The following is a 24,135-nucleotide window of genomic DNA, read 5'->3' as shown; positions in this document are numbered from 1 at the left end:
CTATTTTTCAAATTTATCAGCCAAATCAATGATATAAGCCTTCAAATCATCACTTAAATCATCACGACGTAGAGCAAATTCGATGTTAGTTTCTAACCAACTTAACTTGTTCCCTGTATCAAAACGATCACCTTTAAATTCATGAGCATAAACTTTTTGTGTTTTGTTCAAAGTATCAATGGCATCCGTCAATTGAACTTCATTACCCTTACCAGGTTTAGTGGTTTCAAGGACATCCATAATTTCTGGAGTAAACAAGTAACGACCAATAATGGCTAAATCACTAGGCGCATCTTCGGGTGCTGGCTTTTCTACGAATTGTTTTACATCGTACATCCCATCACTCACTTCTTCAATGGGATCAATCACTCCATATTTCACCGTTTCTTCATGGGGAACTCGCATTACAGCAAGGGTTGAAGCACCTGACTTTTCATAGCTATTAATTAATTGTTGCGTTAACGGAACTTTATCAGTCATTAAATCATCACCCAACATAACCACAAAGGGATCATTGCCTACAAAGGTTTTAGCAGTTAAAACTGCATCGCCTAATCCCTTGGGATAAGCTTGACGAATAAAGTAAATGTTCATATCATTAGTTTTTTTAACTGCTTCTAACATAGCATCTTTACCTTTAGATTCAAGGTTTTTTTTCTAATAAATAGTTAGATGAGAAATGGTCTTCAATTGAACCTTTTCCTGAACCAATCACAATAGCTAAATCAGTAATTCCTGAAGCTTTAGCTTCTTCCACGATGTATTGAATCGTGGGTGTGTCAACAATTGGTAACATTTCTTTAGGCACAGCTTTGGTTTCAGGTAAGAAACGCGTTCCTAAACCTGCTGCTGGAATAATTGCTTTTGTAACTTTTTTCATAATTTAAAAAACTCCTATAATATTTACATAACTATATCAATATTAATGATATATTATTTCAGTAAATTATCAATTAGATTTTAATGTTTTATTAGGAAATCAATTGATAATTAATTCATTGTAATCTAACTGTTAAACCATTTACTTGCAAATGCTGCTGTTTTTTCTTGATACTGAACTGGATCAGTTTGTTTTGATTGGGCATGTTCCGCCCCATGAACAATCCAAATTTCTTTATCTTTACTTTGATCATTTTCATAATTTTGGTAAGCAAATTTTGTGGGAACAAATTTATCCTTACTACCATGAATAATAAACAACGGAATGTGATTACGCTTCAAAGTATCCTTTGTTTCACCATCAGTAAATTTATACCCTGCTAAAAACTTGGAATACCAGTTAGCAATTGGCAAAATGGGAAAAGATGGTAAGTTAAACACTTCATGCAATTCGTGGCTTAATTCGGCATTAATGCTTGAATAGCCACAGTCGGCAATGGCAAACTTAGTGTTTGTTGGTGCAGTAGGAAGCGTGTACATTACCGTAGCTGCACCCATACTAATTCCAAAAATTCCTAATTCACCATGAGGATTATACTGATTAACCTGTTTCATCCAATTAGTCACATCAACCCGATCAAGCCATCCATAACCAATGTATTTTCCAGTACTATCTCCAAATCCGCGATTATCAGGTGCTAAGACATTATACCCATCGTTATGAAACATCCGAATATAGGTACTCATCCGTCGAGCAGAACCACCATAACCATGTACAACGATTACCGTTTTATTAGTGGGTTGGTCCGCAGCAAAATAATGGGCCTTTAAAGTTTGTCCATCCTTCGTTTTTTGCGTCCAAGTTTGAGATGGATGCGTATCAAACCACTCCGTATTGGCTCGGCTTCTAATTTGATCACTAAAACCACCGCGAGCAAACGCAAAATTAAATAAATAATACATCCCAATTCCACCGATGATGATTAAAATTACCAATAAACTCAACAAAACCCGAAGCCAAATTCGCTTATGCTTCTTTTTTTTATTTTTTTCTACCATATTAATTAGTCACAGCTTTCATCAAAACAAAAATGCCCAATTTCCCATGGACATTTTTAATCTATTATTTATTATCGTTGTTAGTTTTAACATCTTCAGCTTTAACGTCTTCAATTACGTCATCTTTAACAACTTTATTCTTCATGCGCATTAAATTACTGTATTGTAACCACATAATAATTGCCATCACGATATGTAAAATCCAGCCAATAATTGGAATAAAGGCTACAATTGCACAAATAATTCCAAAAATAAATTTAGTTTTGATACCTGACAACTCAATATTATACCGATCAGCTCCTGAAGTTCCTTGAGCTTGAATAGTAAAAATTAAGCCAGCAACATAGAGCCCCACTAAAGCAATTAATGGTGCATCTAAGCTTATAATAATCACTAAGCCACCGAGGACTGGAACAGCTCCGATTGTTTCAATGATTGCTGCTACTAACGTTAAATAGTAGATGATATTAATTTTGCTATATAAAGTATTTTCCATGACTTACTCCTTCCTTTATTTTTATGAAAAAGAAATTAATAGTGTTATATAGAACTCTTAATATGCTTAGTGAATTTACTTTAGCTTTTAGAATAATCGTTTAAATAATCTGCTTCACTTAAATTAAAGAAGCCATAATTTAATACATATAAAGAACAATTAATTCCAATAACTAAAAATAATGTCGAAAAAATTCCCTCAAATGCAGTTACCAACAACACACATAATAAAAGTATATTTAATCTATCTCCTGACTTAATAATTTTATAAAAAGCATATTGAATTATTAAATATAATATTAAAAACGGAATTATACCATTCATAAAGTACACTCTTAAAAAAGAAGAATCAAGAAATAAATAATTAGTTACTGTTGCAGTTGAAAAGCCATTTCCACGTTGAACGAAATATTGACCAAATAGTTTGGCTGGATATAGTGAAGCAACTAAATTACCTAAATATAGCCTTTCACTAAAAAGTTCATTCATCTTTAACCAAAAATTACTAATTGGATTATAAAAATAAGTTGAATATAGTGTCCATAAAAAAATAAGTGTTGGAGAAATTAGAAGTAAACCTCTAAGTGATTTTAATTTTGTAAAATCAAATTTACTTAGTAAAAAAATAAGAATAAGAAGTAACGAACATATAAAATCAGTTCTCGTATCAGTAATTTTATAAATAAAGTAACTAATAAACAACATCAGTAAAGATAAAATCAATCGATGATTATTCTTCCAAAAAAAACTCCAACAAACTAGTGAAACCAATACGTAAAAAACTACTGATGCTAGTATGGTGGTATAACCCATTCCTAAAGATTGCCTATATAATCCATTTCTAAAATATGTATAATTTGGTATTAGTCCAATATTAAATAAAAACAGTATTACAAAAAATAAAATACTTAGCAAATAAAAATAAATTTTAAATATATTTTCCAATTTTATACTAAAAGATGCTAGAACTAAAACAAAACAATTAAAAAAATCTTGTGATTTACCAATTATAGAAGTTAATAATAATAGTAACAATATAAAAAAAATAAAAAATTTATACAAAATATCGTAGTCATTTAAAAAAAATATTTTTATAGAAGCAATAATTATAGAAAAAATTTCGAGTGCATGACAAATAGTTCCAAATACTGGGAATACCGTGGTTATGGTTGTGTTATTTAAAAAACAGGAAATAATCATAGGAACCAGGGCAATTATAAATATATAATTATCTATTATATATTTATATTTATACGTATATTTATTCATAATTACTCTCCAATATTATAAAATTAATGATGTATTTTTATAAAAATACATCATTAATTTTATCACTTATTTTCTCTTAAACAAAGACAGATTAATATTGTTCCGAACAAAAGGGAACCCCAAATGGAATTCCCTTTTAAAGTCAGTTTTAAATTAATTTTAGTACCAACCATTTGCTTGCCAGAATGCTTGAGCACCTGACCATGATCCATAACGTGAAGTTACATAGTTATCAGCAACTTTTTCTTGGTTAGCAGCTGAATAATCACCGTTTAAGTATGATGATGATAATTGGTATTTACCTACGTATTGACCATTTTGGGCACCGTAGTTACCACCAGATTCGCGACCAGCAATCCAATCTTTAGCAGCGGCATCACTACCACTTACTGAGCTTGCAGCTGGAGCAGTAGTTTGTGCAGGTGCTGGAGTAGCAACTGGTTGAACTGGTGCTTGTGTAGCTGCAGCAACTGGTTGAACTGATGCTGGAGTTTCAGCTTTGACTGGAGCTGGAGTAGTTACAGCATCTGGAGTTGCAGCTTGTACAGGGGCAGCAACTGGTTGTGCTGGTGCACTTGTTTGAACTGGTTCTGCAGCTGGAGCAGATACAGTTTTATCTGCTGAAACTGAAGCAGTTGCAGCTGGAGTAGCACTTTGATCTGAAACAAGTACTTGACCATCATCACCAATTTCAAAAACTTCACCAACATAGATACGGTTAATATCTTCAATCTTGTTAGCATCTTTAATACTTTGCATTGAAACATTGTAAGTCTTAGCAAGTTCTGAAATAGTGTCACCTGACTTAACTGTTACTCGAGTCGAAGCATTAGCACTGTTAGCACCGGCAAATAAAACACCAGCTGATACAGCAGTAACTGCTGCAATTGTCTTTAAACCTTTTAATTTCATATAAATAAACTCTCCTTTTAATTAACTTTTTCTAGTTTTCTGATTTAAGAATGTTGTATTAGACGGATAAACACCTCAACTAATCAACAGTACCCATGATAAAGGATATTTGTTACATTGAGATTACAATGGGTTTAAGAAAAAGTGGGGTTTTGTAATGCTGTAATCTTAATATCACAATTTGTAATTTAATTTAAGAACTACCTGATACTTTTATAATGATTTGAATAGTCGAAAATCTTCAAACAAATACAAAAGTCACAGCTACTTACTCTAGCTGTGACTTTTGCCTGGTATAAAAATAAGATAACTAAACCTTATTTTTCTAATTCAAATTTTACGTCGCTTAACCCATAGTCAAATTCAGCTTTCCAATTTCCTGGAGTTAATGAAACAGGTAGTAAGAAAGTTCCAGTTGAGATATGTTCACCTGCATGGACCACTTGATCAGTTTCAGCTAATTTTTCAGTTAACCATTTTAAGGATTTAACGGGATTACCTAAAACTTCACTAGCTTTCCCATCTGCAACTTTTTTACGATCATGAAATAATTCCGTATGAACTTTGGCTAAATCAGCTAAGCTAAATTGATCAGCATCAACTTCATCGCCATAAACTACAGCTCCACCAACTGCAGCATCCGCCATCACTAAATTCTTTGGTAAAGTTGGGAACCAATCTTTAAACCGGCAATCAGGTAATTCTACTGCCGGAGCAACCGTTGTTTTTGCCATTAATTCATCTAAAGAATCTTTAGCAGATAAATCAACTTTTGCCGTAAAAACTAATTCAACTTCAACTAATGGATCCATAAACATCGATTGGTTTAATTTAACACCAGATTTAAAGAAGTGTTCAGCCAACTGAGCTCCATATAGTGGTTCAGTAGAATTAAACATTTTTTGTGTCTCAGCACTTGTCAAACTAATCTTGTAACCACCTAATTTTTTCGCTTTTAGCTCAGTTAACCGTTTTTGCACACGATAAGCAGAATCATCATCAAAAATAGTAAATGCTTCCATATCTAAAGGTTCTTGCGTTGCATAGGCTTTATACAAAATTTGGGCAAGTACCTCTACTTCATCACTAGTCAATTCCTTGTCAGTCATCATAAACACATCCTTTACGTTAAATTTTTCAACCGAAACCTAATGTTCGATTTCTTATTAATATACAGCACATTTTAAATTTGTCAATTTGATTTTTAACCAAAAAAACAGTCCTTGCAAAACATATCGTTCGCGTTTTGCAAGAACTATTAATCTAATGTTAAACTTCTTTTTCTTCATAGTAACCTTTTGCAGTAACTTCTCTATCAATATCCACTTGCCATTCGGGCGTATGTATTTCTTTCAAATTGATAATAATCCCTTCTAATTACATTATGTAAGGTTAAGTATATTATATCTTGTACACAAAGTAAATTTTTTAAAAAATGGTCATTAAAAGGAAAACGAACGGAATCGTCACAATTGATAAAACGGTTGACATCGTCATCAACGCAATTCCCGGTGTTGGATTGTCATTAGCTTGAAGACTAAATAGTACTACTAGTCCAGCCGTTGGACATGCAAATAGCAAGACTGTTGTCAGCAAACTAATGCCACTTAGTCCTAAAGCAAGTAATACTCCATAAGTCATCATAGGATATATTAAGTTTCTGAGAAGCAATGCTCCTATTAGTGTTTTATTAAAATCATCTTTACTAAAACGTGAATTTGCTAAACTATTTCCAATGACAATCATTGACAGTGGAGTATTTAAAGAACTTAGATAAATTGCTGGTCGGTTAATGATTTCCGGAACTTTAAATGAACAAATAAAAATTAGTCCACCTACCAAAATAGCAATAATGTTGGGATTTATTAAGGCATTAAAAGCCTGTTCTCGCAAGTTCATCCAACTAAATTCTCTTTTTTCTTTAAAGATGGTTATCCCGTATGTCCAATTAAAAAGACTATACCCAGCAAGAGAAGCAACCGCAAAAAAGACTACTACATTCCCAAACTTGGCACTGGCTAACGGAACTCCCATGAAACCAGCATTGGAAAAAATGCTACCAAAAATGGCAACTCGTTTCATGGTTTGCTTTTTAGTTTTAGCGAAACATAGATTAGATATAACGATACTGATCATGTAGACAATACACACTCCCAACATGACTACTAGTAATTCGTGCATCGTCCACTAAAATATTTTTGTTCAAATGCTTGGATAATTAAACATGGTGACACAATATAAAGTAAAATGTTGGTCATGTCATTTGAAGTACCAGCCGACATAAAGTGTAATTTATTAATTAACACGCCCACCGCCATTAAACAAAACATTAAACCAATTTGATTGCTCAATTGTACTATATCCATTCCAATCATCTATCCTTCCAATTTTTTAGTTAAGATTTAATATATTATAGAAGGAATATTTTCATAATAAATATAATTAAGTCCATAAGCGAGTTCTTATAATTTAAAATATCCTGCCGAAAAGGGCATCCTTATTAATCAGGTTAATATAGTATAATGAATACTAAACTTTTCATTTAAGGAATCAATATGTTAGAAATTATTATAAATTCAATTGTATCTTATATTTCAACTAACATGGATTATATTTTAGTCTTAGTCTTACTAATCCATGCGCATCGTTTCAAGAGCCCCATTTTAATTGGAGATATGATTGGAACGATCATTCTTACTCTTACTCCCATGGCAATTGCTGTCTTACTTCGAGCTGTACCAGAAACTTGGATGCTTGGTTTCCTAGGCCTCTTTCCTCTCTACTTTTCATGCAAAAATTTTTTTAGTAAAAGTAACGACAATTCAATGGAAGAAACTGATAACAAATCACGCTTTAAATTAATTGTACATACCGTAATTATTACTGTAGCAGCCTGTGGTGCTGATAACATTGCCGTCTACATTCCAATTTTCATCCGTAAATCAACTTTTGAACTTATCGTTGCTTTTTGTGTCATGCTAACTATGGCAATCATTTTCTTTGGTTTAGCTGTAATAATTAGTAAAGACAAACGACTTGAGCAATTTTTAAATCGTTATAGTAAGTATTTAACTGGAACCATTTATCTGTACTTAGGAATTTCTGTGCTAGTTCAATGTGGTACGATTTCCCATTTTATTAAATAATTCGTAGGTCTAATAGCCTTCTTTATTTAAGCTAAACTAACGTTGCGAATTTCTTCTAAGGCAATGGGAGTCTTTTTAAATAGCTTAACTACATCATCATTTAGATCTTTAATTTGGTTACTTACCTCTATAGGCTTGCGTTCTAAATTTAGTTCATTCAGCTGAATAATAACCGCATAGTTATTTTTAAACGCATAACATAGTCGCTGCTTAATTAATGAGATTGGTTGTGGTTGTTTCTCTTTTGGAATTTGCTTTATTTTATATTTTTGCTGCTTGATTGCTACGGTATGATCGGATAAATAGAATCCTTGCCATTTCGTCATTCCACGATCTTGATAATCGTGTTCAAAAAACTGATCAACTACTTTTTGGCTAAAATGATATTTACTCAAGTAAATCACGCTTTCTTTGAATTATTTTTTGTGAATTTGGCCACTTAAGTCCATAAAATCCAACAAATTTGATGGTTAATTGATTTTTTAATTTAAAAGCAACAATTAGAGCTTCTAAATATTCCAAATTATAAGTCTTAACTGAATGTAAAGGGATTGACTTTAAACGCTGTCGGGATCGCTGACTATTAAAGAAAAAATTATAAGTTTGGTCATAAGGATCATTAGCGATTTCAATCCAATAATGGGTTTTAGAAATTCTTTTAAATAATTCATCAATCCGTTCCATTATAATTTTCAAGTCGCTATTCATAACTATTTCCTCCATTATGTCCACCCACCAATTTGGCTCTTTCAAGTGCCGTTCCACCTTTACCTAAACTATTCGCAAAAATTAATTTAGAAAAGCCATACTTATGATGAATTTCATCAATAGTTTGGTTTAATTTATCAGTCTTGATTTGCTTATCGACTTTCGTAAATAAATCTAGTGACCGTCCGGTGTTAGTGGTTAAGTTACTGCAATAGACCGCAATATTTCTAATTGATTGACCTTTCCAATGTTTTCTAAATAAGTATAAAAGCTGACTAACAATTGCTTGATTATCATCAGTTTTATCAATTGACATACTCTGATGAAACCCAGCTTTTCCAAGTTCTTCACTAACATGGAAAGAAAACCCAAGACTTAAAGAAAGACAACTAGTTAATTGATGGTGACTGCGAACCCTAGATGCTACTTGCTCACCAATTTCTTTAATTACATTTTCAATTTCAGACTGACTTTGATAATCACGAGGTAAAACCTGAGAATTGCCTAAGCTTTTAGATTTAATTGCTGGTTTTTCAGTAAGTTTAGAGCGATCAACTCCCCAGGCAGTTGCAAAAATTTGTGTCCCAATGATGCCCATTTCTTGTTTCATAAGATAGGGGTTCGCATGTGCTAAATCATTCATATTATAGATACCTAACCGATTTAAATGCTTCGCGGTCCGTTTACCAATTCCCCAGACTTGGGTTAAATCTTGAATCGACCAAATCTTTGTTGGAACATCTTGATAGTGAATTTCTCCAATTAAATCAGGATTATGTTTAGCATAAATATCTAATGCTAACTTAGCTTGAACTGGATTGTCACCAATGCCAACCGTTGTATATAGTCCAAGCTCCTTTCTAACTGTTTTTTGAATTAATTTTGCAACTGATCTAACTGAATTCCCAAACAAGTGCCAAGACTTTGTCATTTCTAAGATACTTTCATCAATTGAATAAGGCCAAATTAATTCTTCAGGAGTAAATTTACTAAACAATTGATTAATTTCAAGATTTTTCTTTATGTAAAGATTCATTCTAGGTGGTACCACTTGTAATCTAGGGTCAGTGGGCAAATCTCTTTGTCGCGAGACATTGGCCTTTAGATGATAAAGCTTTTTTGCCTCAGGGGATGTTGCTAAAATTAATCCGCCATTGGTATTTTCAGCCTCGCTCATTACTACCAATGGTACTTTCAAAGGATTAAAACCACGTTGAACTGCTTCACAACTAGCATAAAAAGACTTATTATCGATTAAGAAAAATACCCCCTTGGGCTCTCTATCAAAAAACATCATCGCATCTCCTTTAATTACAAAGTAATTATATCACAGATACGAACATACGTTCTAATTTTTCGAAAATATAATTATAATATCTTAGTTGAAAAGTGATAGTTAATTAATTTGAACTTTATAATTGTGTGATATAATTTAAACAGTCAAAAGAAGACATTTTACATTTGCTCCTATTACTAACCATTTTAGGACAGCTAAATAAAAAGAGCGCTCAGATAGCCAATCTGATCGCTCTTTTTTTACTTATGATTTAACAAATAAGTAATGATAGCAACTACTAGCGTAGTAACTAAATAATCAAAAGAAGACATAAAACAAAACTCCTACCGCCGCCAGAGTTACCAGCTCTTCACGACTTGCTAATTTACTCACTGATCAATAAATTAGCTAATTTAAATTATAGCACAAACGCGAACACATGTTCTGGTTTGCTTAAATAACAAATGAAAAAGACATCCATTATGGAATGTCTTTAACAATACTTATTTTTTAAATTTTTGTAATTCATGACTAATTTCAACAGTTTGTGGATAGACTTGCTGGTAAATCGCATATAATTGATCATATTTTGCAACGTTTGCTGGAATTGGATTATGCACCTCAGCAACATGAACAAATTTTTCTGCACAAGCTTTAAAGTCTGAATACCAACCTAAGCCAACTGCTGCAATCATTGCTGCTCCCATACCAGGTCCTTGTTCATTCGCCAACTTTTTAACGGGAGTATTAAAAATATCAGCTTGAATTTGGAGCCACAAATCGCTCTTAGATCCTCCACCGATTGAAACGATTTCATCAAAATCAGCACTTTGTTCCCGATAGATATTTAAAATATCTCTAAAACTAAAGGTAACCCCTTCAATAACTGCTCGGGCAAAATCATTTAGATCTTGGGTTGCATCAATTCCCAAAAAACTTCCGCGAATATCAGCATCTGCATAAGGAGCTCGCTCTCCCACAATATATGGAGAAAATAGTAATCCATTTGCTCCAATTGTAGAACTAGCCGCTCCACTAATTACTTTTTCAAAGGGAATATCTTGACAGAAGGTATCTTTAAACCAACTAAGCGAATAACCAGCTGCCAAAGTAACCCCCATTGAATAGTATGCCCCAGGAACCACGTGATCTTCCATTTGAACTCGACCATGATACTCATCAACTGGTCGATCTTCGTATTTTAAAATTACCCCAGAAGTCCCAATACTAGAAAGAACTACCTTAGGAGATAAAATTCCAGCACCTAAAGCTCCACAAGCATTGTCAGCTCCGCCACCAAAAACTTGGGTGCTTGTTTTCAAGCCAGAAAATTCAGCATATTCCTTCGTAATTGGCCCTACATCGGTTGTTGACTTAATCAATGGAGGTAAGATGTTCATCGGAATATCAAATTTCTCACAAATTTGTTTGCTCCACTGGTTAGTATGAATATCTAATAAAGTGGTTCCGGTCGCATCGGAATAATCAATTCCTAGTTTTCCTGTCATCCGATAACGGACATAGTCTTTGGGCGTTAAAATAACAGCTGTTTTTTCCCAACTTTCTGGCTCATTTTCTTTAATCCATAATATCTTAGGTAAAGTAAATCCTTCCAACGGACGATTGCCAGTAATTTTAACAAAATCATCACCCATTTGTTTGTCAATCTCATTACGTTGTTTGGTAGTACGAGTATCGTTCCATAAGATGGCAGGTCGAATCACATCATGTTGTTGATCTAGTAAAACTAATCCATGCATTTGACCAGAATAACTAATTCCTTTGATATCACTAGCTTGAATCTTATCATCCAAAATTAAACGTACAATTGCAACTGTCGTTGACATTACCCAATCATTAGGATTTTGTTCACTATATCCTGATTTAGGATGGCTAAGTGGATAATCAAATGACTCTTGAGCAATTACGTTACCTTCTCGATCAACTGCCGAAACTTTAACTGCACTTGTACCTAAATCAACTCCTAATACACATTCTGTCATATCATCTTCCCCTTTCAAAACATCATCATTTACTTCAATTATAGTTGATAAAATTTAAAGAACCTTAATTAACGCTTACTTTAATAGAAGTTTTAAAAAAGAATATTACTGATAAATCACCAATAACATTCTTTTCCAAAAACATAAACTAATTATTAATTTTTCTTCTTAAATTTACCTAATCCGAAGAATCCAAAGATTGAAAGTAAAATGACACCAATGATACTCATCAAACTAGCTGTAGCATCTTGTCCCGTCTTTGGTAAACCGGTTTGCTTAGTAGTCTTAGTTTCGGCTGGTGTTTCAGAAACTGAAACCGTTTGAGTTTCTTTAGCAACTGGATTTACAGTTGAAACATTAGATTCTAAGTGATCTGTTGTAGTAGAGTCAGTCTGTTTAACTGGAACACTTGTAACTGATTCAACTGGGGCACTTGGTTGTGCTGGTGTAGTCGTCGTTGTACTTGGTGTAACAGCTGAAACTTTTACCTCAACACTTACTGTAGTTGATACTCCATCTGCATCTGTAATTACAACTGGGTAAGTACCAACTTTTTGGTTATCAACCTTGCTTGTGGCTACTGAAGTAATGGCTACTGAAGTTTTACCATTTTTGCTAACTGCGGTTGCACCGTAGGCGCTTGGATCAGTTGGGACTGCATCACCAGTATGGATTGTAACACCATGTGCAGTGACTTTAGCTTGATCAGCTAAGACAATTACACTTACTTCTTTAGTTTGTCCATCTGCTGCTGTAATTGTTACTGGGTAGGTGCCAACAATATCAGGCTTTACTTTACTAGTATCAATGGTAACAGCAATTGCTTTACCATCCTCATCAGTTGCTGAAGCTTCAAAGGCACTGGCTGCTGGAACTGCTTCACCGGCATAGATAGTGACATCTTGGCCACTAATGCTTGCTTGGTTAGCGACTACTTCGACATTTACTGTGGTTGATACTCCAGCTGCATCTGTAATTACAACTGGGTAAGTACCAATATGTTGGTTATCAACCTTGCTTGTATCTACTGAAGCAATGGCTACTGAAGTCTTACCATCCTTACCAACTGCTGAGGCACCGTAGGCGCTTGGATCAGTTGGGACTGCATCACCAGTGCGGATTGTTACATCATGTGCAGTAACTTTGGCTTGATCTGCTAAGACAATTACACTTACTTCTTTAGTTTGTCCATCTGCTGCTGTAATTGTTACTGGGTATGTTCCAGCTACTTGGTTGTTTACTTTACTAGTATCAACCGTTACTGCAATGGCTTTGCCATCTTCATCTGTTGCTGAAGCTTCAAAGGCACTGGCTGCTGGAACTGCTTCCCCGGCATAGATAGTGACATCTTGGCCACTAATGCTTGCTTGGTTAGCAACTACTTCAACATTTACTGTAGTTGATACCCCATCTGCATCTGTAATTACGACTGGGTAAGTACCGACTGTTTGGTTATCGACCTTGCTTGTATCTACTGAAGCAATGGCTACTGAAGTCTTACCATCCTTACCAACTGCTGAGGCACCGTAGGCGCTTGGATCAGTTGGGACTGCATCACCAGTGTGGATTGTTACATCATGTGCAGTAACTTTGGCTTGATCTGCTAAGACAATTACACTTACTTCTTTAGTTTGTCCATCTGCTGCTGTAATTGTTACTGGGTATGTTCCAGCTACTTGGTTGTTTACTTTACTAGTATCAACCGTTACTGCAATGGCTTTGCCATCTTCATCTGTTGCTGAAGCTTCAAAGGCACTGGCTGCTGGAACTGCTTCCCCGGCATAGATAGTGACATCTTGGCCACTAATGCTTGCTTGGTTAGCAACTACTTCAACATTTACTGTAGTTGATACCCCATCTGCATCTGTAATTACGACTGGGTAAGTACCGACCGTTTGGTTATCGACCTTGCTTGTATCTACTGAAGCAATGACTACTGAAGTCTTACCATCCTTACCAACTGCTGAGGCACCGTAGGCGCTTGGATCAGTTGGGACTGCATCACCAGTGTGGATTGTTACATCATGTGCAGTAACTTTGGCTTGATCTGCTAAGACAATTACACTTACTTGAGTTAAAACACCGTCATCATCAGTAATAGTTACTGGATAAGTCCCGGCTGCTTGATTATTTACTTGAGAAGTATCAACTGATTTAATACCTACTGAAGTAATTCCATCTTTGCCAACTGCAGTTGCACCATAAGCGCTAGCATCAGTTGGAACAGTTTCACCTGTGTAAATGGTTACGTCATGTGCAGTGACCTTAGCTTGATCTGCTAATACATGAACAGTAACTTCCTTCGTAACTTCACCATTATCGGCTGAAATTGTTACTGGATAATTTCCTGCAACATTAGGATTTACTTGAGAAGTATCAATTGAAATTTGATCTGCTGGAACAGCACTACCATCATCAGCTGTAGCTGATGCTCCAAAATCTGAAGCTGATGGCATTGCATCACCAGCATAAATTGTAACATCATTACCGTTTATACTAGCTTCACTAGATTTGACTGTAATAGTTCGGCTAAATGTTGAAGTTATACCTTGATCATTAGTTACGCTATAAGAAATAGTATAAGTGCCAGATGCTGGATTAACTCCATCAGCTGGATATCCACCTAAATTAGTAATGGTAACTTTATTAGTTAAGTTACCAGTAGTTCCATCAAAGGCAGAAACACCTGTCATAGGAACATAAGTGACATTACCTTGATTATCTTGATAAATTGTTTGATCTCCACCTATAAACCATGGTGTTGTTTTATTAATACCTTCCGGTTGAAAAACATAGTAATTAGGTAATTTAACTGTCGTTTCAGTTTGATTCTTTACACCGTCAGTATACCCATAATATAAAATATCGCCATCAAATTCTGGTAATTCAGTTTTAGGGTCTTCTACTTGCATAGCAAAAACAAGCGTCAAATTATATGAACTAACAGGGCGATTATCATAAGTTGCCTTTGAAAAATCTACAGTAGCTCCATCAACTGTTTTTGTCCATACTAATCCATCTACATTAGAAATATCTGTCCAAGGCCCATAGCTGATTGACTGACTATATAAATAAACACTATTTGGATCAATAGGCATATTAGCTTTAATTCCTAGTGATACTCCCTCTGCCTGAACACCAGGAACGTTTGGATTGAAGTTAATTTGACCAACAACATAAGATTCACCATTTGTATCCTTTATATTGGAAACATAAACATTAGTTCCATCAGTTGTTCCACCGACAAATCCCTTGTCTCCTTCTGGATAATCAGAATTATTTACTGGATAAGAATTACCATTATAATATCCTGCTGAATAACCAGGTATTGATACGTGTTCAGGCTGAACAAAAGGTTTTACATAAATAGTAGAACCGCTGGTAATAGGAACATTTTCGACATTGCCAACATAATCGAAACTAGCACTCACTGGAGCAGTTACTATTGCTGGGTCTTTTGTATTGCCCTTACCGTCCCAATTATCACCAGGATCTTGGGTAATAAAGTTTATTATGAAATTATAATCACCGGGAGAAAGTTCCTTTATTACAGTTACAGAAACATTACCAGTACCATTATCTACAAAATCAAATAAGGTTTCATCACCATTAAAAGATCCATTTTTTACAAACTTATCTATATCACCATTAGTAGGAGTACCTATCGTAAGCGTAAAAGTCGTTCCAACAGGAATAACTTCACCATCTGAGGAATCATTATGAATAGATACGTTATAAGGAATATTTCGTGCTAAACTATATGGATCAGTTTCGGAAGAAGGATTATCTTGACTAACATCAACCGAAACATCACTTGCCGGTGCAGTTTGGCCTACGGCCAAATTAACATTGGCAGTATTAAGTTGCATGTTTTGATTATTAGTAGCTGTCACAGTTTTATCTGCAGTTACGTCATTTGTAGAACTAATTGGTTCAGATGCTTTTGTTTCACTAGTTGCGTCAGCAGATGTTGTATCTGTAGTCTCTTGTGAGCTTTCCGCTTTTGGTTCTTCATTATTATTTTGTGTGTTAGTTGTAGCATCCTTTTGTTCCTCAACCAGAGCTACCGTTGTCTCCGGTTGTGTGGTTGCATCTGTTGTATTTGTTTTTGCATCGGTAGTCGTCACAGTTGAATCTTGAGTCTGCGTTTCATTATCCGCTTTCGACTCTGTCTCAGTCTGCGCTTTTACAATCGTTGCATCATTAGATGTATTAACCGTATCGGCATGAACTTCATTTAAAGCAAAGCCTCCAGTGGTAATCATGGTAGTTGCAATTGCAGCAAACAACCAACGTTTGCCAGCTTTGTACATTTTGTAATGTACCTTGGAATTATTTCTCAAAGTTTATACCTCCAAATGATATTTATAATTTACCCAATAATTATATCATCTTTTATTATAAATAATATAATATTTAGTGATGATGAAATCATTTATTTTCAAAGAAGTTTATTTAATTTCTAAAGGGGTTGAAAATGACTAAGGAAAACGCTACTATAATGTAAGATAATATACACTATAAATAAAAATATCATTAAAAATGAAAGTTACATAAATCACAAGTATGTAACAATTTAAAACCAAGTAAAAATACAAAAAATAATATTAATTCAATTAGATAGGTTTACTCATGAAATTAAATAGTTTAAAATATTTCGAAAAATTAATCGAAACCAAAAGTTATAGTGAAGTTGCTAAGTACTATGGGGTAACCCAGCCAGCCGTTTCAATGAACATTAAAAGACTTGAAACTGAATTAAATGATGAGTTATTTATAATCAGTCAATCTGCTGGGACTGTAAAATTAACCAAAAATGGTGAAAAATTACATAAACATGCAAAAGTTATTTTGCAACAATTACAATTAATTGATGATGGCATTAAAAATCAAAAAAATAAAGTTATAAATTTAGGAGTTTCTCCATTAATTAGTGATGGGTACTTTTCTAATTTATTAAATGAGTTAGAGAATTCTAAAGTTAATTTAATAGAAAATGATACAGATTCATTATTAAAAAAATTAGAAGTCGGTGATTTAGATTTAGTATTAGTTGAATCTATTGCTCCACTTAAAAATAAGTGGATTCAATCTGAAATTATTGAAACCGACCAAATTAATATTATTGTTAGTAAAAACAATCCTCTGGCTGACAAAAAGGAAATTGACTTTAGAGATTTAAAGGATACTCCGTTCATCACAATGCCAAATAAATATTTACAAGCACAGTTATTTAAAGCTTTTGAAAAAAAATATGACACTGCTATTCCAGTAGTTTCTTGCGGTCGCGATCCTAAACTAATGAATCAATTAGTACAAAAAAATATTGGCTTTTCATTTTCATTGAATCAATGGCTTCCACAAGATAATCAACAAGAACTAGTTGCCTTAAAATTAAAAAACAATGAATTACCAGATTTTATGCTATCTATCGCTTATTCTAAGTTACATGAATTAACCAAAGCAGAAAAAAGTGTTATAGATCTTATAAAAAGTTCTTCACTAACCAAGCTTGCTCAAGCTAAAAAAAAAGAATCCGTTTTATTATGAATACCAAAAAATGACCTACAAATTAATTTGTAGGTCATTTTGATTTATAACTTCCGTTATGTTTACTAATTATTTTACAGATTTTAAATGCTTTGCAAATGATCTAATGTTTTTTTCTAGAAAAACATTTTCAGAAATCATTAATCCATTTGCAATATCTCTTGAATTATTAGTTACCACCATAAAACCAAAATTCAAAAAAATAAAATTGATAGTTTCCGTTTCTACATCTACATTTTTACTGATCTCTCCTTTAACTACCAATCTGTTAATCCTACTTTTTACAAACTTTTTGAATTCAAGTTTTATTGCATTAGATGCTTGTAAAGCCTCTGGGGGAAAAGATGGATCATTAAGTAACGAAATCGCTTTATGCTGATTCATAAAATCAAGATAAAATTTAGACATTAAAATCATTTCTGCTTCAATGTCATTAGTCTCAAATGCAACCTTATTCATTTTGCTAAATGTTGTAGACAAATCTTTCATATATTCGTCAACCAAGTCATTTAACAATCCCCTTTTATCTCCAAAATGACGGAAAACGGTGCTTTCATTAACCCCAGATTCTTTAGCAACCAACTTAGTTGTCGCACCTTGATAACCTTTTTTTATCAATAAATCCGAAAATGCATTTAAAATTTTAATCGTCGTTTGACTTTTATCCATGATAGGCTTTCTCCTAGTAATTTTAGCTTAACTTTCTAAAATCTAGAATTGGCTGTTTTTTACGGAACGTTACAATTATTAAGTTTAAAGCTAATAGTCCTGCCACTAAAGTAATTGCCCCAATTTCTGTTTTCAACAAACCACTTCCACCATACATGATATCAAAACTTCCTTGGATTGAATAAAACATTGGCGAAATATAATGTGCAATTTTAAAGAAGACCCCCATTGTAATAACTGGAATCATTCCTCCTCCAGCAACAATTTGAATCATAGTAAACAAAATATTGATAGCCGTTCCAATTTGGCCCAATAACAAAAGCATCACAAAGTTAAAATTATAAGCAGAAAAAATTCCAATGATGTAATTTAACCATAGCAATGGTAATTTACTCATGTTCAAGCCCATCATATTAATAATTACAAAAAGTACAATTAATGATCCAATTGCTGCTAAACCAAGCATAGCAATTTCGACATATGCAAACGATTTAAATCTTCCAAATGTTTTAGCAAACTTTGCATATACGCCATATAGAAGTAATGCCCCAATTAAACTTCCAAAATAAACTACCAAAGAATTGATAAAGGGCGCAAGTGAATTATTACTTCCACTTGGAACTTTATTTACTCGATTAACCACCACATTTACTGAATTAGGCACATCTTTATATACCTGGTTAACTTTTTGCTTCATTTCATTCTGCATTTTTTGTTCTTGTATTTTCAAGTTCCCCTGCTGAACATCAATTTGCTTTTGCAACTGTGCTTGTAATTCTGGTTGTTCTGCAATTGGGGCAGCAGCAATTGCTTGTTTTTTCAAAGTAACATTATCTTGCATTTTTTGTTGCGCTTTAACTATATTTTGCTTTAAAGTTGCTTCCTGACTTTTTAACAGAATTTCCTTACTTTTATTAACAATTACCTCCTGATTCAACTTAGCTCCCAATGTATTCGCAATCGACTTAATACTAGCGGTAGCGGTCGTAGGATTGGCTTCATTAACATAAAAATTAAGATTTACCGATTTGTTGTTTTCAATCTTTTTTGTGAAATTATCAGGAATGTTAATTATCATAAAAATATCATGATTATTTAAAGATTGCTGTGCTTTTTTTAAATTACTGCTTTTATGTATATGCTTAAAGGGCAGATTTTTCTTGATTTGATTTTCCACATCATCATTACTATCTTGATTTACAATTGTAATTGGCAATTTATCAACGTTTTTAGGCATAGCACTATACCCTGAGTAATATACCACGAACATTAAACACCCATATAGCATCATTACTATAAAGGCCATAATTACTCCTCTGCTGGTTAAAACTTTTTTTAACTCCATGTTTATTTCTCCCTGATAGTGAATTTTTATATTTGAAATAATAACATCTCATCTAATTATATGCAAGTGCTTGCATGCATATAATTAATCGCATTTAAAAAGTCGAGCTTAACAACCAGGTTAAAGATTGTTAAGCTCGACTTTTTATTATGAAATTGGCATTAATAAACAATTTATGCGCTCGCCTCATTAAATGAAGCTCCCCAATTATTCATAGCCATAATTACAGGTTCTAAACTTTTTCCAAAATCAGTTAAAGTATATTCTGTGATTGCCGGACGAACTGAGTATACTTTCTTATTTACAATTCCATCTTCCTCTAATTCATTAAGTTGAAGGGCTAGCATCCGTCTTGAGCATCCCCCTATTTCTTTTTGAATTTCCCCAAAATGCATTTTTTCATTTTGAAGAAGGTGAAATAATATTACACTTTTCCATTTTCCAGCAATAAATTGTAGTGTACTTTCTACCGAACATCCATCTTTACAATCATATATTTTTCGTTCTTTCATAATTTTATTTACCCTTTCTTCATATAAATAAATTAATTTTTGCTTTGAAATTATGCCCATGTTACAAATAATTAACTAATAAGTAAAGAATTTATATTTAAAATCAAATTATTTTAAATAACTAACATTTCGCAACTGGTAACATAAATTTCACTATTGTGAAAAATAATATTCATATTAGTATTAATAGTATCAATTGATGTAAACAACAAAAAAATAGGAGATTAACTATGAAAAAAGAAATGAAAGCAATTGGTTACACAAAAGGTCTATCAATCAAAAATCCTGATAGTCTATTTGAATTTGAAACAGCCATTCCTACGCCACAGCCTCATGATTTATTAGTCGAAATTGAAGCTGTATCAGTGAATCCAGCTGACGTCTTTTCAAGAAAAGGTCAAAGAAAACCCCTTAAAGAACCAAAGGTAATTGGCTACGATGCTTATGGAACTGTAGTTGAGACCGGTTCTGAAACTAGTCTCTTTAAAGTTGGAGATAAGGTCTTTTATGCAGGAGCATTTGATCGCCCAGGTAGTGATAGCGAGTATCAACTAGTTGATGAAAGAATTGTCGGACATGCACCTAAAAACCTTAGTCCTGAAGAAAGTGCAGCAATGCCCCTAACCAGTTTAACTGCTTGGGAATCATTATTCGAACAAATGAATATTGATATTAATGATACTAAAGGAAATGCTTCCAAATCTATTTTAGTAATTAATGGTGCTGGAGGAGTGGGTTCTGTTGCCACACAACTTGCACATATTGCTAACTTAAAAGTAATTGCAACAGCAGGAGAAGAAAAAACCAAAAATTGGGAATTAGACCACGGTACTGACTATGTAATTGACTACCATAAAAATATTGTTAATGAAGTGCATAAATTAGGCTTTAAAAATGTAGATTACATTTTAGAACTATTAAATCTAGATGCATATTGGCCTACTATCAGTAAATTAATTGCTCCTAGTGGAAATATTGTTTCAACAACTGGTTCTGGAAGAAGCTTAAACTTTCAACCATTGAAATCACGGATGGTTAGATTTGGCTGGGAATGGATGTTTGAAAAGTCATATTATCATACCAACATGATTTCTCAACACAATATTCTAGATAAAGTTGCCCAACTCTTAGATGAAGGTAAACTAAAAAGCACCTTAACTAAAACATTAGAACCCTTTAATGCAGCTAATTTAAGAAAAGCGACGGAAATGGTAGAAACAAACCATATGATTGGAAAAGTAGTAGTTAAAAAGAGTAAGGATAATAAAAATGACAATGTATAAAGATTTAATAGGAAAAACTGCAGTAATTACTGGAGGAGACTCTGGTCTAGGAGCCGCAACAGCACTGCGTTTGGGTCAAGAACATGTTAACGTAGTAATTAATTACTATAAAAATGAAAATGCTGCACATCAAGTAAAACAAAGCATTGAAGATGCAGGTGGTAAAGCAACTATTATTCAAGGTGATATTAGTAATCCAAAAACTGGAGATTTATTGGTAAATAAAGCTGTCAATACTTTTGGTGATTTAGACATTTGGATTAACAATTCAGGAATTCAAATTAAATCACCAACTAACGAAGTTACCGTAAAAGATTGGGAAGCGGTTATTAATGTTAACTTAACTGGTACCTTTTTAGGTACAAAGGCTGCTTTAAATTACTTTCTTAAAAAAGATAAAAAAGGAAATATCATTAATACTTCCTCCGTACATCAACAAATACCATGGCCAGAATTTGCTAGTTATGCAACCAGCAAAGGCGGGATTAAACTTTTTTCTGAAACAACTGCCATGGAATTTGCAAAGAAAAATGTAAGAATTAATTCAATTGCCCCAGGAGCAATTGATACTCCCATTAATGCTAAAAAGTTTGCTGATCCTGCAAAGTTGAAAAAAGTAATTAGTATGGTTCCTATGGGTACTATTGGAAAGCCATCAGACGTTGCAAATGCTGCTGCCTGGTTAGCTTCAAACCAGTCCAGTTATGTAACTGGAATTACATTATTTGTAGATGGTGGTATGTCATTATATCCAGCATTTCAAAATGGTAATGGATAATTAAATTAAAAATAGACAGATTATCAATGATAATCTGTCTATTTTTAATTTGGTAATAATACAATTGCAAAATTAATTTGAAACAACACTCAAGGAAACAATATATTTATTGATAACTGCATCACCAAAATCAGTTATTGAAAAAGATCCATTTTTAAAACACCAACTTATTAAAATTCCTCTAACCAAAGTTTCAAATTCTAATAACAAATCATCCGGTTTACCATCACTTATTTCTTTATTGTTTATAGCTAAATTTATTTCATCTTTTAATATATTAGTAAACAAAAGTTTAGTTTCATGATTTACTTTTTTTTCAAAATTTAAATTTAAATTTGCTATATATGCCATTGTAGTTATTTCAACGCCCATTTTATTAGCAAATTCTAGCTCTTTATTTAAAACTTCCCTTATTTTTTCTAAATGCTGTTTACTACCAGATTTAATCGTTAAGTAAAATTGGTTTATATAATCGTTTAAATTATCATAATAAATTTGGGAAATTATATCTTGTTTCGATTGAAAATAAAGATAAAACGTTCCAATAGATACCCCTGCTTCTTTAACAATTTCTTTTATAGATAAATTATTAAATCCTTTTTCATTAGTTAGATTAATTGCTGCAGTAAATATTTTCTTTTTTGTAATTTCTTTTTGTTGTTTACGATTGTTTTTCATTGATAAATTTCCTCCATTTGAAGTATAATGAATGTGTTCACTGAACTGATTCATTAAAATATTTTATTTAAGAAAGGATTATTAAAAATGTATTTATTAGAATTAACTTATATTAAACCAATTGAAGAGGTTAACAAATTATTACCAAAGCATAACGCATATCTTGATAAAAATTATGCAAATAATAATTTTATATTCTCAGGTAGAAAGGAACCACGTGATGGTGGAATCATTCTAGTAAAGGCCAATTCCAAAGATGAATTAGACAAAATTTATCATGAAGATCCATTTTACATTAATAAAGTAGCTAACTATAAGATTATTAAATTTATACCTACTAAATATAGTACTGAATTTAAAAAAATTATTGACAACAAATAAGTCCCGTCTTTATTATATACAAATTTATAATATAAACTAAATAATCACAAATTTCAAAAATAAGATTAATTACGTTAATCTTTATTTTGAAATCTAAAAAAACCTTCAGTAAATACTTCTAATTTACTTTTTAAAGGTGTTTTTAATTATGAATTTAATGTAACAAAAATTTCACTATTGTTGGAACTAAATTGTAGGATTATGCTTAAGTCACTTCAAAAAATAAAAACACTAAAGGAGATTTATTATGAAACAAGTAAAAATTGGAAAATCTAACGTAATTACTACCCCACTTGGATTAGGAACTAATGCTGTTGGTGGACACAATCTTTTTCCCAATTTAAATAATGAAACTGGAATTAAAATTATTAAGACTGCTTTAAATGATGGAATTACCTTATTAGATACCGCATTTGCTTATGGAATGGGAGAATCCGAAAAATTAATTGGCGAAGCAATTAAAGAATATGATCGTTCTAAAATTCAAATTGCAACTAAAGGTGCCCAAAGAGTAAATGAAAAAGATGGCAGTATTATTATCGATAACTCACCCGAATTTTTAAAACAATGCGTAGAAGATAGTCTAAAAAGACTTCAAACTGATTACCTTGATATCTTTTATATTCATTATCCAGATAACCATACTCCTCTAAATGAAGCGGTTGCTGCATTAAATGACCTTAAAAAAGAGGGAAAAATTAGAGCAATTGGTGTGTCAAACTTTTCCATGGATCAAATGAGAGAAGCTAACAAGGATGGATTTGTTGATATTGATGAAGAACAATACAATTTAATTGATCGAGAAGCCGAAAAAGAAAGATTCCCTTATTTAAAGAAAAACAATATTTCTTTTGTTCCTTTCTTTCCTTTAGCTTCTGGATTATTAACTGGTAAGTATTCAAAAGATATCAGTTTCCCAACCAATGACGTTCGTCATGATGATCCAAACTTTAAAAAACCAAAGTTTGACGAAATTCTAAAATCAGTTGAATCAATTAAACCCATTGCTAACAAATACCATGCAACAATTGCGCAAGTAGTCCTTGCTTGGTATATTAAAAATCCAAATATTTCTACTGTAATTCCTGGTGCTAAGAAGCCAGAACAAGTCGAAAGTAATGTCAAATCGTTAGATATTGATTTAACTAGCATGGAATACGAAAAAATAAGTCGTGCTTTTTAAATATTTAAT

The 24,135-nt window shown here is 32.8% G+C and carries 21 protein-coding genes and 1 pseudogene; 6 read left to right on the top strand and 16 right to left on the bottom strand.

What is annotated here, in order from left to right:
* The 7 genes and pseudogenes from galU to AC0GLY_RS00665 form a co-directional block, all read right to left on the bottom strand.
* A pseudogene (gene galU / locus AC0GLY_RS00695) lies at nt 1-880 on the bottom strand (UTP--glucose-1-phosphate uridylyltransferase GalU).
* 125 nt (nt 881-1,005) lie between these two features.
* Nucleotides 1,006-1,938, bottom strand: coding sequence for an alpha/beta hydrolase (locus AC0GLY_RS00690; RefSeq protein ID WP_496611665.1), 933 nt, complete (start codon nt 1,936-1,938; stop codon nt 1,006-1,008).
* Nucleotides 1,939-2,002: 64 nt separating this feature from the next.
* Nucleotides 2,003-2,434 (bottom strand): hypothetical protein, encoded by a 432-nt coding sequence (locus AC0GLY_RS00685; RefSeq protein ID WP_496611664.1) that lies wholly within the window; start codon nt 2,432-2,434, stop codon nt 2,003-2,005.
* Nucleotides 2,435-2,514: 80 nt separating this feature from the next.
* On the bottom strand, nt 2,515-3,702 hold the full coding sequence (locus AC0GLY_RS00680; protein ID WP_496611663.1) for a hypothetical protein: 1,188 nt from the start codon (nt 3,700-3,702) through the stop codon (nt 2,515-2,517).
* A 159-nt stretch (nt 3,703-3,861) separates the two neighbouring features.
* Complete coding sequence (gene apf / locus AC0GLY_RS00675) at nt 3,862-4,614, bottom strand: aggregation-promoting factor (RefSeq protein WP_496611661.1); 753 nt, start codon at nt 4,612-4,614, stop codon at nt 3,862-3,864.
* Nucleotides 4,615-4,931: 317 nt separating this feature from the next.
* Complete coding sequence (locus AC0GLY_RS00670) at nt 4,932-5,723, bottom strand: 2-keto-4-pentenoate hydratase (protein ID WP_496612213.1); 792 nt, start codon at nt 5,721-5,723, stop codon at nt 4,932-4,934.
* A gap of 319 nt (nt 5,724-6,042) precedes the next feature.
* Nucleotides 6,043-6,795 carry an AEC family transporter gene (locus tag AC0GLY_RS00665; protein WP_496611660.1) on the bottom strand — a complete coding sequence of 251 codons (753 nt, stop codon included), beginning with the start codon at nt 6,793-6,795 and terminating at the stop codon, nt 6,043-6,045.
* 374 nt (nt 6,796-7,169) lie between these two features.
* Here AC0GLY_RS00665 and AC0GLY_RS00660 point away from each other — a divergent pair, with 374 nt between their 5' ends.
* The gene (locus AC0GLY_RS00660) at nt 7,170-7,760 is read left to right on the top strand and encodes a cadmium resistance transporter (protein ID WP_496611659.1); all 591 of its coding nucleotides are present in this window, start codon (nt 7,170-7,172) and stop codon (nt 7,758-7,760) included.
* Nucleotides 7,761-7,786: 26 nt separating this feature from the next.
* Here the strand turns inward: AC0GLY_RS00660 and AC0GLY_RS00655 are convergent, their stop codons facing one another.
* The 5 genes from AC0GLY_RS00655 to AC0GLY_RS00635 all read right to left on the bottom strand — a co-directional run bounded on the left by AC0GLY_RS00655 (nt 7,787) and on the right by AC0GLY_RS00635 (nt 16,090).
* A complete protein-coding gene (locus AC0GLY_RS00655; protein WP_496611658.1) occupies nt 7,787-8,155 on the bottom strand; it encodes a hypothetical protein in 369 nt (122 codons plus the stop codon).
* On the bottom strand, nt 8,148-8,468 hold the full coding sequence (locus tag AC0GLY_RS00650) for an acetyl-CoA carboxylase (protein ID WP_496611657.1): 321 nt from the start codon (nt 8,466-8,468) through the stop codon (nt 8,148-8,150). Before AC0GLY_RS00650 ends, AC0GLY_RS00655 begins: the two co-directional genes overlap by 8 nt.
* On the bottom strand, nt 8,461-9,762 hold the full coding sequence (locus AC0GLY_RS00645; RefSeq protein ID WP_496612212.1) for a Y-family DNA polymerase: 1,302 nt from the start codon (nt 9,760-9,762) through the stop codon (nt 8,461-8,463). Before AC0GLY_RS00645 ends, AC0GLY_RS00650 begins: the two co-directional genes overlap by 8 nt.
* A 485-nt stretch (nt 9,763-10,247) precedes the next feature.
* Nucleotides 10,248-11,747: a xylulokinase gene (gene xylB, locus AC0GLY_RS00640; protein WP_496611656.1), complete on the bottom strand. Its 1,500-nt coding sequence runs from the start codon at nt 11,745-11,747 to the stop codon at nt 10,248-10,250.
* A 155-nt stretch (nt 11,748-11,902) separates the two neighbouring features.
* Nucleotides 11,903-16,090, bottom strand: coding sequence for a bacterial Ig-like domain-containing protein (locus AC0GLY_RS00635; protein ID WP_496611655.1), 4,188 nt, complete (start codon nt 16,088-16,090; stop codon nt 11,903-11,905).
* Between the two features lie 289 nt (nt 16,091-16,379).
* On the opposite strand from AC0GLY_RS00635, the gene AC0GLY_RS00630 reads away from it, so the two are divergent.
* A complete protein-coding gene (locus tag AC0GLY_RS00630; RefSeq protein ID WP_496611654.1) occupies nt 16,380-17,297 on the top strand; it encodes a LysR family transcriptional regulator in 918 nt (305 codons plus the stop codon).
* Between the two features lie 69 nt (nt 17,298-17,366).
* On the opposite strand, the gene AC0GLY_RS00625 is transcribed toward AC0GLY_RS00630, so the two are convergent.
* The 3 genes from AC0GLY_RS00625 to AC0GLY_RS00615 all read right to left on the bottom strand — a co-directional run bounded on the left by AC0GLY_RS00625 (nt 17,367) and on the right by AC0GLY_RS00615 (nt 19,823).
* Complete coding sequence (locus tag AC0GLY_RS00625) at nt 17,367-17,966, bottom strand: TetR/AcrR family transcriptional regulator (protein WP_496611653.1); 600 nt, start codon at nt 17,964-17,966, stop codon at nt 17,367-17,369.
* A 22-nt stretch (nt 17,967-17,988) separates the two neighbouring features.
* Nucleotides 17,989-19,311 carry a YhgE/Pip domain-containing protein gene (locus AC0GLY_RS00620; RefSeq protein WP_496611652.1) on the bottom strand — a complete coding sequence of 441 codons (1,323 nt, stop codon included), beginning with the start codon at nt 19,309-19,311 and terminating at the stop codon, nt 17,989-17,991.
* Between the two features lie 173 nt (nt 19,312-19,484).
* Nucleotides 19,485-19,823 carry a winged helix-turn-helix transcriptional regulator gene (locus AC0GLY_RS00615; RefSeq protein ID WP_496611651.1) on the bottom strand — a complete coding sequence of 113 codons (339 nt, stop codon included), beginning with the start codon at nt 19,821-19,823 and terminating at the stop codon, nt 19,485-19,487.
* A 230-nt stretch (nt 19,824-20,053) separates the two neighbouring features.
* Here AC0GLY_RS00615 and AC0GLY_RS00610 point away from each other — a divergent pair, with 230 nt between their 5' ends.
* Both AC0GLY_RS00610 and AC0GLY_RS00605 read left to right on the top strand, forming a co-directional pair.
* On the top strand, nt 20,054-21,106 hold the full coding sequence (locus AC0GLY_RS00610) for a zinc-binding alcohol dehydrogenase family protein (protein ID WP_496611649.1): 1,053 nt from the start codon (nt 20,054-20,056) through the stop codon (nt 21,104-21,106).
* A complete protein-coding gene (locus tag AC0GLY_RS00605) occupies nt 21,099-21,884 on the top strand; it encodes a glucose 1-dehydrogenase (protein ID WP_496612211.1) in 786 nt (261 codons plus the stop codon). The genes AC0GLY_RS00610 and AC0GLY_RS00605 overlap by 8 nt, the downstream gene beginning before the upstream one ends.
* Before the next feature lie 72 nt (nt 21,885-21,956).
* On the opposite strand, the gene AC0GLY_RS00600 is transcribed toward AC0GLY_RS00605, so the two are convergent.
* The gene (locus AC0GLY_RS00600) at nt 21,957-22,562 is read right to left on the bottom strand and encodes a TetR/AcrR family transcriptional regulator (RefSeq protein WP_496611648.1); all 606 of its coding nucleotides are present in this window, start codon (nt 22,560-22,562) and stop codon (nt 21,957-21,959) included.
* A gap of 87 nt (nt 22,563-22,649) precedes the next feature.
* Between AC0GLY_RS00600 and AC0GLY_RS00595 the strand changes: the two genes are divergently transcribed.
* A complete protein-coding gene (locus AC0GLY_RS00595) occupies nt 22,650-22,943 on the top strand; it encodes a YciI family protein (protein ID WP_496611647.1) in 294 nt (97 codons plus the stop codon).
* Between the two features lie 247 nt (nt 22,944-23,190).
* Entirely contained in the window at nt 23,191-24,126 is a 936-nt protein-coding gene (locus tag AC0GLY_RS00590; RefSeq protein WP_496611646.1) for an aldo/keto reductase, read from the top strand.
* The last annotated feature ends 9 nt before the right edge of the window (nt 24,127-24,135 follow it).

The sequence above is a fragment of the Fructilactobacillus sp. YLN 2507 genome (assembly GCF_059614085.1).
This window is presented reverse-complemented; position numbering and strand designations above follow the sequence as displayed.